This window comes from Aureimonas sp. N4 (genome assembly GCF_001463925.1).
Classification (GTDB): Bacteria; Pseudomonadota; Alphaproteobacteria; order Rhizobiales; family Rhizobiaceae; genus Aureimonas; species Aureimonas ureilytica_A.
On sequence record NZ_BBWS01000037.1, the window covers coordinates 34,138 to 45,516 of the forward strand.

The following is an 11,379-nucleotide window of genomic DNA, read 5'->3' on the forward strand; positions in this document are numbered from 1 at the left end:
TCGGCCTTTCTATGATGGGGCTCGATCGGCACGCCGTGTCGACACGGGTTGAGAAGGATCGCCCCTCATGAGCCAGTTCCGGCCGAAATTCATCACCTTCGATTGCTACGGCACTCTCATCAACTTCCAGATGGCCGATGCCGCGCGCGATCATTACAGCGCGCAGCTCAGCGAAGCGCAGATGGCGCAGTTCGTCTCGAACTTCTCGGCCTATCGCCTCGACGAAGTTCTGGGCGACTGGAAGCCGTATGCCGAAGTGGTGCACAACGCCGTGGAGCGGACCTGCAAGCGCAACGGCATCGCCTTCGACCCGGCGGTCGCGCGCGACATCTACGAGCGCGTGCCGACCTGGGGTCCCCATGCCGACGTGCCCGAGGGCCTCGCCAAGGTCGCCAAGGAAATCCCGCTCGTCATCCTGTCGAACGCCATGGACGCGCAGATCCCGTCCAATGTCGAGAAGCTCGGCGCGCCCTTCCACGCCGTCTTCACGGCGGAGCAGGCCCAGTCCTACAAGCCCCGCATGAAAGGCTTCGAATACATGCTCGACCAGCTGAACGCGACGCCGGACGACATTCTCCATGTCTCGTCCTCGTTCCGCTACGACCTGATGACCGCGCACGATCTTGGCATCAAGAACAAGGTCTGGGTCAATCGCGGCCACGAGCCAGCGAACCCCTATTATGGTTATACCGAGATCAAGGACATTTCCGGCCTTGCGGGCGTGGTCGGTCTTTAAGGTCGACGGTTGATCGGGGCGCCTTCGGGCGCTTCCGGCCAAACTTTGGAATGGTCAAGGACAGGCGGCTCTCGGGCCGCCTTTTTTCGTTGAGGGTTGCGGGCGCCTGAAACGCAAACGGCCGCCCCGCTGCTGTTGCGGGGCGGCCGTTGTTCGGACAATGCTTGCGCGGGTAGGCCTACCGGAGACCGCCCATGTGGAAGGTCTTTACCTCCAGATATTCCTCGATGCCGAGATGCGAGCCCTCGCGGCCGAGACCAGACTGCTTGACGCCGCCGAAGGGAGCGACTTCCGTGGAGATCAGGCCGGTGTTGAGGCCGACCATGCCGAACTCCAGCGCCTCGCCGACGCGCCATGCGCGCGACAGGCTCTCGGTGTAGAAATAGGCCGCCAAGCCGAAGGGCGTGCCGTTGGCAATGGCGATGGCGTCCTCCTCGCGCTCGAAGCGGAAGAGCGGGGCGACCGGGCCGAAGGTTTCTTCCGACGCCAGCAGCATGTCGGTATTGGCCTCGCCGATCAGGACGGGGCGAGCATATTGCGCGCCGTCGGCGATGTCGGTGCTTTCGGCCAGGATCTTGCCGCCCTTGGCCTTGGCGTCGGCCACGTGGCGTTCGATCTTCTCGATGGCCGCCGCGTTGATCATCGGGCCGATGGTCACGCCGTCCTCGGTGCCCGGCCCGACCTTCATGGCGCGCACACGTTCGCTGAGCTTTTCGGCAAAGGCGTCGTAGACGCCGGATTGGACGAGGATGCGGTTGGCGCAGACGCAGGTCTGGCCGCCATTGCGGAATTTCGAGATCAGGACGCCCTCGATGGCGAGATCCAGATCCGCGTCGTCGAAGACGATGAAAGGCGCGTTGCCGCCCAGCTCCAGGCTGAGGCGCTTGATCGAGTCCGCCGCGCCGCGCATCAGGTGCGCGCCGACGCGGGTCGAGCCCGTGAAGGAAATCTTGCGCACGGTCTCGTTGGCCAGAAGCTCGCCGCCGATGCCGGTCGGCATTCCGGTCACGATATTGACGACGCCGGCCGGAATGCCGGCCCGCTCAGCCAGAACGCCGAGCGCCAGCGCCGAATAGGGCGTGAACTCGGAGGGCTTGATCACGACGGTGCAGCCGGCGGCGAGCGCGGGCGCGACCTTGCGCGTAATCATCGCGTTCGGGAAGTTCCAGGGCGTGATGATGCCGCAGACGCCGACCGCTTCCTTGAGAACGAGGATGCGTCGATCGGGCGTCGGCGAGGGGATCGTCGCGCCGCCGATGCGGCGCGCTTCCTCGGCGAACCATTTGACGAAGCTCGCGCCATAGCGGATTTCGCCGCGCGCCTCGCCGAGCGGCTTGCCCTGCTCCATGGTGAGGATCTGCGCCAGATCCTCTTCGTGCTCGACCATGAGCGCGAACCACTTTTCCAGAAGCGCGGCGCGCTCGGCATGGGGCTTGCGCTTCCACGGGCCGAAGGCGCGCTCGGCGGCTTCGATGGCGGCGCGCGTCTCGGCCTCGCCCATGTCGGGCACGGTGCCGATGGCCTCGTTCTTGGCGGGGTCCATGACCTCCACCGTCGCGCCGCTTCTCGCATCCTGCCAAGCCCCATCGATGAGGCCCTGGAAGCGCAAGAGTGTGGTGTCGTTCAATGCCATGTCCATGTCTCCTTACGCGGCGAGAGCCGCCAGAACGGCCTGCGTGATCGTCTCCGTCCGGTCGCGGCCGGGGCGGGTGCCGACGCCTTGCGCGGTGGCCGCTTCCACGGCGCGCATCACGTCTGCGGCGGCGGCCTGCTCGCCCAGATGCTCCAGCATCATCGCCCCCGACCAGATCGTGGCGATCGGATTGGCAATACTCAAGTGGGCGATGTCGGGCGCGGAGCCATGCACGGGCTCGAACATGGAGGGCGCGGTGCGGTCCGGGTTGATATTGGCGGAGGCCGCGAATCCGAGGCCGCCCTGGATGGCCGCACCCAGATCGGTGAGGATGTCGCCGAAGAGGTTGGAGGCGACGATAACGTCGAGCGTTTCGGGGGCCATGACCATGCGCGCCGCCATGGCGTCGATATGATAGGGCGTCACCTCGACATCGGGATAGTCGGCCGCGATGAGTTGGGTCATCTCGTCCCAGAAGACCATCGTGTGCTTCTGAGCGTTGCTCTTGGTGACGGAGGCGAGCTTGCCGCGACGTTGGCGCGCCTGTTCGAAGCCGAAGCGCAGGATGCGCTCGACGCCGCGCCGAGTGAAGACCGCCGTCTCCACCGCCACCTCGTCGGGCGTGCCGACATGGACGCGCCCGCCCGCGCCCGAATATTCGCCTTCGGTGTTCTCGCGAATGCAGAGAATGTCGAAGCCTTCCGCGCGCAGCGGGCCTTCGACGCCCGGCAGAAGGCGATGCGGGCGGATATTGGCGTATTGCGTGAAGGCCTTGCGGATCGGCAGAAGCAGCCCGTGCAACGACACGGAATCGGGAACCTCCGCCGGCCAGCCGACCGCGCCCAGAAACACCGCGTCGAAGCCGCGCAGCGTCTCGATGCCATCAGTGGGCATCATCGCGCCGGTCTCGCGATAAAAGGCGCAGGACCAGGGAAAACGGGTCGAGGTCAGCGCGAAGCCATGCTTCGAAGCGGCGCGTTCGAGCACCGCCCAGGCCGCGTCGATCACGGCGGGGCCGATGCCGTCGCCCGGAACGAGCGCGATAGAATGAGTCTTCATGGCGAGGGTCCTGGGGAGTGCGATCGGCAGGGGAGACGGGGCGAGGGTCGAAGCCTCGCCCCTGGTCGAATTACTCGTAAACGCAGACGTAGATCTTGCGCACGGTCTCGATCGTGCGCCAGACGCCGACGAAGCCGGGCTTCATGACGAAGCTGTCGCCCGCCTTGTAGGTCTTGGTCTCGCCGCCCGTCTCCTCGATCTCCACATGGCCGGACAGGATGTGGCAGAACTCGAAGGTCGTGCCCTTGATCGAATGGGTCTCGCCCGGGGTGGCTTCCCAGACGCCGGTCTTCACCTTCTCGCCGTTGGAATCGTCCTGCGCCCAGGTCTTGAACTCGGGCGCGCCGGAGATCAGGCGCTCGGGTAGCGGCAGCGCGGGCTTGGGCGTGAAGGTCGGGTTGGGATCGATCGTGACGAGAAGCGACATGGTGGTCTCCTGAGGTGCGAAATGGGAAAGGGTGGGCTCAGTAGCCGCGCGCGCGGTCGACGAGGCCGACCATCGGCTCGCCCGCACGGTGGCGGCGAATATTGGCGATCACGGCTTCTGCCGCCGTTTCGGCCTGCGTCACGCTGGCGACATGGGGCGTGAGGATCACTTTGGGATGGCGCCAGAGCGGATGGCTGGGCGGCAGCGGCTCGGGCTCTGTCACGTCCAGAATGGCGGCCGAGAGATGCTCGCTGTCGAGCGCCTCCAGAAGCGCGTCGGCATCGAGCTGCGGCCCGCGCCCGACATGGATCAGCGCCGCGCCTTCGGGAAGCTGCGCGAACAGCGCGGCATCGAGGATGCCGCGCGTCTCGTCCGTCAGCGGCAGAAGGCAGACGAGAATGTCCGTGCGCGCCAGAAACTCCGGCAACTGATCCGCGCCATGGAAGCATTCCACGCCCTCGATCGCGCGCGGCGACCGGCTCCAGCCGGCGAGGCGAAAGCCGAAGGGCTGGAGGCGCTCCATCGCCGCCTGCGCGAGCATTCCAAGGCCGAGAAAGCCGATGCGCCGCTCGCCCGCCCGCCGGGTCGGCAGGGCGCGCCAGAGCGAGCGCGCCTGCTGGGCGCGATAGCTCGGCCAGTCGCGGTGCAGGGTCAGGACGGCCAGCGTCACATATTCCTGCATCATGCGGATGATGCCGTCCTCGACCATGCGCACGACCTGCACATGATCCGGCAGTCGGCTCGTATCGAACTGGTCCACGCCCGCGCCGACCGAGAAGACGATTTCGAGGTTGTGAAAGCGCTCCAACCCTTGCGGGATGGTCCAGGTCAGGAGATAGCGCACGTCGTCGGCGCTGGCGGCGGCCGCGTCCTGCTCGAAGCCGATCTCGGGCAGCGCCTGCGCGAAGGCCTCGCGAAAGACCGTGGCGCGCTCGGCCGTGGAATTGCACAGAAACACGGGGGGCGCGCTCATGCCGCCAGCCTGTCGCCCAGCGCGTCGATCATGGCCAGGCAGGCCGCTAATTCGCCGCGTGTGATGAACTCGTCCGGGCGATGGGCGCGGGCGATGTCGCCGGGGCCGCAGATAATGGCGTCCATCCCCGCATCCTGAAACAGGCCGGCTTCCGTGCCATAGCTGACGGCGGGCTGCGGCGTCAGCTTGGTGATTTCCGTCATCAGAGCGGCGAGGTCGCTTTCGGGCTCAAGCGCCAGCGCGGGATAGGCCGAGAGCTCGTCCCAGCGCGTTTCGAAGCCTTGCGTCTTTAGCGCCTCCAGCGCCGCGCGCACCGGCTCCAGCAGCGCGCGAGGCGATTGGCCGGCGATGGCGCGCAGCTCGATTTCGGCCACGCAATGATCGGGAATGACGTTGAGCGCGCGCCCGCCGGAGATCGTGCCGATCTGCAGCGAGGAATAGGCGGGCTCGAAGCGCGTGTCAAAGGGGCCGGCTTCCAGAGCACGCGCATGGGCGATGGCGCTGGACAGAACCTCCGCCATGGCGTGGATGGCGTTGCGGCCCTGATCGGGGCGGGAGGAATGGCCCGAGCGCCCGAAGACATCCATGCGCGCCGCCGCCTTGCCCTTGTGCGCCAGAACCGCTTGAAGGCCGCTCGGCTCGCCCACAAGCACGCCGAGCGGCGTCGCGCAGAGCTTGGGCAGTTCCGCGATCATGTGCGGCACGCCGCGGCAACCCGCTTCCTCGTCATAGGAAAAGGCGAGATGCACGGGATGCTTGAGATCGCGCCGGGCGAGGCCCGGGAGGGCGGCGAGGGCGCAGGCAAGATAGCCCTTCATATCCGTCGTGCCACGCCCGTAGAGACGCTCGCCCTCGGGCCGCAACGTAAACGGATCGGCGCTCCAGCCCGCTTCGCTCGCCGGCACCACGTCCGTGTGACCGGAAAGCACGTAGCCCCTGGTATCGCTTGGGCCGATCGTGGCGAAGAGATTGGCGCGGTCGCCCTCGGGACCGGGCAGGATCTCGACCCGCGCCCCGTGCGAGCGGCAATAATCGGCGATCCAGCCGACGATCGGGGCGTTGGGCGTGCCGACCACGGAAGGGAAGGCGACGAGTTTCGCCAGAATGTCCTCGACCATGATCTGTCTCCGCTGGATGTCAGCTCAAGGTAAAGAAACCGACCCGGCGTTCCTGCCGTAAATCGGGAAGGTTCAGCCGAAAGTTCTGAAAAGGCGCGGGGATGCAGTGCAAACTTCGGTCCCGGCGGGAGCACTTTGGATCGAACGCTGGACTTATAGGGACGGGACCGCCGTCCCGCTCGTGGCGCTGCGCGCTGCCGTCTTCGCCAGCGAAGTCCGATCGGAGGATCGAGAGCTGTGACGATGCCCCAGACGACGCCCCGGACCATCCGGCTCGACGCCTACGAACTGGCCGGTCAGGACATTGCCACGGTCGATGTCGGGCGCCTGCACGAGCTGTCGGTGGGCGTGCGATGGCCGCACCGTCCGGCCGACTGGGATGTCCTGCGCGCGCTCGGTCATGGCATCGTGGCGCTGGACGAGATCGGCCGCGTGTTCAGCTCGGCCATGTGGTTCCCCCATGGCGAAAGCTGCGCGACCATCGGCATGGTGATCACCTCGCCGCGCCTTCAGACGCATGGCGGTGGGCGCTGGATCATGGAGCGCATTCTGGCCGAATGCGGCACGCGCCGGCTCTTGCTCAACTCCACCCGCGCCGCCTATCCGCTTTATGTTTCGCTCGGCTTCGAGCCGCAGGGCACCGTCTACCAGTGCCAGGGCTTCGTACCCGAGGGCTTCGAGGTCGATCCGTCTCTGACGCGCGGTGTCGAGCCGCTGCCGCTCGGCGACATCTACGAGATCGCGGCGCTGGACGCCGCCGCCTTTGGCGCGCCGCGCCCCGAGCTTCTGACCCTCTTCGCGCAAACCGCCGAGGCCTGCGGCATTCGCCGCGACGGGCAACTTGTCGGCTTTGCCATGCGCCGACCCTTCGGGCGCGGGCATGTCATCGGCCCGCTGGTGGCAACGAGCGATGAAGACGCGCGCGCCCTCGTCGCCGAACTCCTGAAAGGGATGGGCGGCGCCTTCGTGCGGCTCGACACACGCCAGCCAGCCGGTCCGCTGCGGGAGTTTCTCTCAAAGGCGGGCCTGGTCCAGTTCGATACGGTGCGAACCCTGACGCATGGCGGCGCGCTGCCGCCCGTCACATCAGGCTCGCCCGGCACCTACGGGCTCGCCGGCCACGCCTTGAGCTGAGCGCGGCTTGCCCAACGCCCGCGCCCCCAAGATTTCCTTCGATCGAGAAGCCATCCCATCATGAGCCATGCCCTTCACCAGACCGCCAGCGACAAGCCGGACGATGTCGCGCTCGTGCCGTTCACCGAAGCGCATCTGCCCGGCGCGCTGAAACTGTCGCAGGATCTGGTCTGGCCCTTTCGCTACGAGGACTGGGCCTTTGCGCTGACGGTCGGCCAGGGCTTCGTTCTGGAACGGGGCGATGAGGTCGTCGGCACCGCCATCCTGTTTCCGTTCGGCGAGACCGGAGCGACGGCCGGGATGATCATCGTCTCCAACGCCGCGCAGGGCCGGGGCTACGGTTCGCGCCTGATGAACACGCTTCTCGAAGCGGCGGGCTCGCGCACCATTCTTCTCAACGCCACGCCCGAAGGGCGCGCGCTCTACGAGCGCCGCGGCTTCGTGCCGGTGGACGAGATCCGCCAGCATCAGGGTCGGCTTCCCGGCCGCCACGACGCCCCGTCCGAAGACCTCGTGCGGCCCATGCGGGCCGAGGATATGGACGCGCTGGTGCGGCTCGACGAGGAGGCCACAGGCTTCCAGCGCGGGCCGCTGCTGCGCCGGCTGGCCGAAGTCGGCGAGGTGTTCGTGCTCTTGCGCGGCGGAGAGCCCGCCGGATACGCGGTCTCGCGCCTGTTCGGGCGCGGCCATGTGATCGGCCCGGTGATTGCCGCCGATGTGGATGACGCGCGCCTCCTGACCACGGCGGCCCTGTCGCGCCTCGAAGGGGCCTTCGTGCGCATGGACACGTCGGTGAAATCGGGTTTGGCCCCGTGGCTGGCCGAGATCGGCCTGCCGCAGGTGAGCGACGCGCTCGTCATGGTGCGCGGCGAGCTTTCGCCCAGCGGTCCGGCGCGGCTTTTCGCCCTGTCCAACCAATCCATCAACTGAGAGCCGGAGCGCCTTCGCCGCCTGCCTTTTTGCGCGAACCCCGCGCTTTTGCGAGAACACGGAGCCGAGATGAAGCTCACATCCTATTGGCTGGACACGGCCCCGCCCTTCACCGGCGGCGCCCAGGGTCCGATCGAGGGCAGCTACGATGTCGCCGTGATCGGCGGCGGCTTCACCGGCCTGACGGCGGCGCTGACGCTCGCCAAGAAGGGCGCGCGGGTCATCCTGCTCGAAGCCGAGACGATCGGCCATGGCGCGTCGGGTCGCAATGGCGGCATGTGCAACAACGGCTTTGCGCAGGACTACGCCACCATGTCGGAGAAGCTCGGCCGTGAAAAGGCCGATCAACTCTACAAGGCCTTCGACGCGGGCGTCGATACGGTCGAGCGCCTCGTGAGCGAAGAGGGCATCGACTGCCAGTTCGCTCGCGTCGGCAAGCTGAAGCTCGCCGCCAAGCCCGAGCATTACGACAAGCTGGCCCGCGCGCAGGCCCTGCTGGCCGCCCATGTCGATCCCGAAACCCACATGGTGAGCCCCGCCGACCTCGCCTCCGAGGTCGGAACCGAGCGCTATTACGGCGGCCTCGTCTACAGCAAGAGCGCGGCCATGCATATGGGCCGCTATATCAGGGGCCTGGCGGAAGCCGCCGCGCGGCGCGGCGTCGCCATCTATGAGCGCACGCCGATGATGGGTCTGAAGCGCGTGAGCGGCGGCCACGCTGTTGAAACGCCCAAGGGAAAGTTCACGGCCAAACAGGTGCTCCTCGCCAGCGGCATCTCGCAGGTTGGCCCCATCGGCTGGGTGCGCCGGCGCGTGGTGCCGGTGGGCGCGTTCCTGATCGCGACCGAGCCGCTGCCGCAGGACCTCCTGCACAAGCTGACGCCGCGTCGGCGCAATGCTGTCGATACCAAGAACCTCGTCAACTATTTCCGCCCGACCCCCGACAACCGGCTGCTCTTCGGCGGGCGCGCGCGCTTTGCCGTGTCGAATCCGGCCTCGGACGAGAAGAGCGGCGCGATCCTGCGCGCGGCGCTGAACGACGTCTTCCCCGAACTCAGCAACACGCGCATCGACTATTGCTGGGGCGGCATGGTGGACATGACGCGCGACCGGCTGCCCCGCGCGGGCGAGCGCGACGGCATCTATTATTCCATGGGCTATAGCGGCCACGGCACGCAGATGTCGACGCTGATGGGCACGATCATGGCCGATGTCATGGACGGGCAGGCTCATCTGAATCCCTGGAAGGACTTCGACTGGCCGGCCATTCCCGGTCATTTCGGCAAGCCCTGGTTCCTGCCGATCGTCGGCGCTTATTATCGCATGAAGGACCGCTTCCAATGATCGACCCCGTTCGCCATCTCAGCGAGGCCGGTCATCTCCTTCGCTTCTATGTCGACGGCGCGTGGCGCGAGCCGGAGGGGCGCGAGCGCTTCGCCGTCGTGAACCCGGCGAGCGAAGCGGTGGTGGCCGAGATCGCGATGGGCAACGAGGCGGATGTCGAGCGCGCGACCCTCGCCGCGCGCCGCGCCTTTCGCCCGTGGTCCCGCACGGGTCCGGCCGAGCGCGCCGCGCTTCTCTCGCGCGTTCATGCGCTCGTTCTGGAACGGGCCGAACTGATCGCGCAGGCGCTTCGCACCGAAATGGGCGCGGCGATCAACTATGCCCGCGCGGCGCAGGTGCCGCTCGCCGCAGAGCATCTCCGGGTGGCCAGGGACAATCTGGCGACTTTTCCCTTCGTCGCGCCGCGCGGCACGACCGCGATCCTGAAGGAGGCGATCGGCGTCTGCGCGCTGATCACGCCCTGGAACTGGCCGCTCTACCAGATCACGGCCAAGGTCGGTCCGGCGCTCGCCGCCGGCTGCACGGTCGTGTTGAAGCCGAGCGAGCTGTCGCCCTTGAGCGCGCTTCTGTTTGCCGAGATCATGCACGACGCCGGCTGCCCGGCGGGCGTGTTCAACCTCGTCAACGGCAGCGGGCCTGTCGTGGGCGAAGCCATGGCCTCGCACCCGGAGGTCGACATGGTGTCGATCACCGGCTCGACCCGTGCCGGCGTTCTGGTGGCGCAGGCCGCCGCGCCCACCGTCAAGCGCGTGGCGCAGGAACTCGGCGGCAAGTCGCCCAATATCGTGCTGCCCGACGCCGATCTGGAGCGTTGCGTTCCGCTGGGCGTCGCCTCCGCCATGCGCAATCTCGGGCAATCCTGCAGCGCGCCGACGCGCATGATCGTGCCACGCGCGCGGTTGGCCGAGGTGGAAGCGCTGGCGGCCAGGACGGCGGCGGAATTTGTGGTGGGCGATCCCCTGGGCGAGGCGACGACCCATGGTCCGATCGCCAACCGCGCGCAGTACGAGCGCATCCAGACCATGATCGAGACCGGCGTCGCGGAGGGCGCCAAGCTCGTCACGGGCGGGGCGGGACGGCCCGACGGGATCGATGCCGGCTTGTTCGCGCGCCCGACGATCTTCTCCGAGGTTCGCAGCGACATGGCCATCGCGCGCGAGGAAATCTTCGGGCCGGTTCTCGCCATCCTGCCCTATGACAGCGTGGAGGAGGCGATCGAGATCGCCAACGACACGATCTACGGGCTCGGCGCGCATGTGCATGGCGCCGATATGGATCAGGTTCGCGATGTGGCGGGGCAGATCCGCGCCGGTCAGGTGCATCTGAACGCGCCGGCCTGGGACCCGAACGCGCCCTTCGGCGGCTATAAGCGCTCCGGTAATGGCCGCGAGTATGGGCGCGAGGGCATGGAAGAATATCTCGAGACGAAATCCGTGCTCGGATATTATGCCTGAGACAGTCGGGGCGGGCTTCGGTCCGCCCTGGCTCACATAAGGAGCTTCGTCCTCCCGCCATGCGCTGCCGGCATGGCTGATCTGCGAGCCTTCGCTATCGCGCCAACGCATCCCTCCTTTTCCAGCTTTGCGCTCCTCGTCATCGCTTCGCTGGATTACATAGGGATCAACAGACAACAACGTCGAGCCGGCCGCCAACCAGACGAGGCCGGGCAGACAAGGACCAGACCGTGACACTCGCTCGCCTCTTCGAAGATCGCCCCCAGTTCCGCCTTACGGCTCGCGAACGGAACGGCTTCATCGCTCGCGAGTTGTCGGAGATCGGCCTTTCGCGCTCCGACCTTCCGTCGAGCAAGCGCCGGACGGCCCGCTAAGACTTTCAGTTTCGCCCTGGCCGGTCCTCCCCCGGCCCCGGCGTTCAAGCCGAACGGTTCCTCCCACCTTTCGGCTTACCCCTGACGCCCTTGCCGGTCCTCCCCCGGCAAGGGCGTTTTTCGTTTCGGCGCCATGGGGTTGGCGCGCGAGGTATGGTCGGGGCGTGAGGTCGAAGCCCAAACGCAAAGAGGCGGGT

The 11,379-nt window shown here is 67.2% G+C and carries 10 protein-coding genes; 5 read left to right on the forward strand and 5 right to left on the reverse strand.

The genetic code is table 11. From position 1 onward, the window contains the following. The first annotated feature begins 67 nt into the window (after positions 1-67). The gene (locus tag AUL28_RS11290) at positions 68-736 is read left to right on the forward strand and encodes a haloacid dehalogenase type II (protein ID WP_062219081.1); all 669 of its coding nucleotides are present in this window, start codon (positions 68-70) and stop codon (positions 734-736) included. 178 nt (positions 737-914) lie between these two features. On the opposite strand, the gene AUL28_RS11295 is transcribed toward AUL28_RS11290, so the two are convergent. From AUL28_RS11295 to argE, 5 genes are all read right to left on the reverse strand, one after another. Continuing rightward, a complete protein-coding gene (locus tag AUL28_RS11295; RefSeq protein ID WP_062232518.1) occupies positions 915-2,369 on the reverse strand; it encodes an NAD-dependent succinate-semialdehyde dehydrogenase in 1,455 nt (484 codons plus the stop codon). Positions 2,370-2,381: 12 nt separating this feature from the next. Further along, the gene (locus AUL28_RS11300) at positions 2,382-3,428 is read right to left on the reverse strand and encodes a tartrate dehydrogenase (RefSeq protein WP_062219071.1); all 1,047 of its coding nucleotides are present in this window, start codon (positions 3,426-3,428) and stop codon (positions 2,382-2,384) included. A 70-nt stretch (positions 3,429-3,498) separates the two neighbouring features. Then, the gene (locus AUL28_RS11305; RefSeq protein ID WP_058598734.1) at positions 3,499-3,855 is read right to left on the reverse strand and encodes a cupin domain-containing protein; all 357 of its coding nucleotides are present in this window, start codon (positions 3,853-3,855) and stop codon (positions 3,499-3,501) included. 37 nt (positions 3,856-3,892) lie between these two features. Beyond that, positions 3,893-4,828 (reverse strand): 2-hydroxyacid dehydrogenase, encoded by a 936-nt coding sequence (locus AUL28_RS11310; RefSeq protein WP_062232508.1) that lies wholly within the window; start codon positions 4,826-4,828, stop codon positions 3,893-3,895. Then, positions 4,825-5,949 carry an acetylornithine deacetylase gene (gene argE / locus AUL28_RS11315; protein WP_156419970.1) on the reverse strand — a complete coding sequence of 375 codons (1,125 nt, stop codon included), beginning with the start codon at positions 5,947-5,949 and terminating at the stop codon, positions 4,825-4,827. The genes AUL28_RS11310 and argE overlap by 4 nt, the downstream gene beginning before the upstream one ends. A 240-nt stretch (positions 5,950-6,189) precedes the next feature. Between argE and AUL28_RS11320 the strand changes: the two genes are divergently transcribed. The 4 genes from AUL28_RS11320 (at position 6,190) to AUL28_RS11335 (ending at position 10,808) form a co-directional block, all read left to right on the forward strand. Then, positions 6,190-7,080, forward strand: a complete 891-nt coding sequence (locus AUL28_RS11320; RefSeq protein ID WP_062232511.1) for a GNAT family N-acetyltransferase — start codon at positions 6,190-6,192, stop codon at positions 7,078-7,080. 60 nt (positions 7,081-7,140) lie between these two features. Further along, positions 7,141-8,010, forward strand: a complete 870-nt coding sequence (locus AUL28_RS11325; protein WP_058598738.1) for a GNAT family N-acetyltransferase — start codon at positions 7,141-7,143, stop codon at positions 8,008-8,010. A 69-nt stretch (positions 8,011-8,079) separates the two neighbouring features. Further along, a complete protein-coding gene (locus tag AUL28_RS11330; RefSeq protein ID WP_062232513.1) occupies positions 8,080-9,354 on the forward strand; it encodes an NAD(P)/FAD-dependent oxidoreductase in 1,275 nt (424 codons plus the stop codon). Continuing rightward, complete coding sequence (locus AUL28_RS11335) at positions 9,351-10,808, forward strand: aldehyde dehydrogenase family protein (RefSeq protein ID WP_062232515.1); 1,458 nt, start codon at positions 9,351-9,353, stop codon at positions 10,806-10,808. Before AUL28_RS11330 ends, AUL28_RS11335 begins: the two co-directional genes overlap by 4 nt. Positions 10,809-11,379 lie beyond the last annotated feature (571 nt).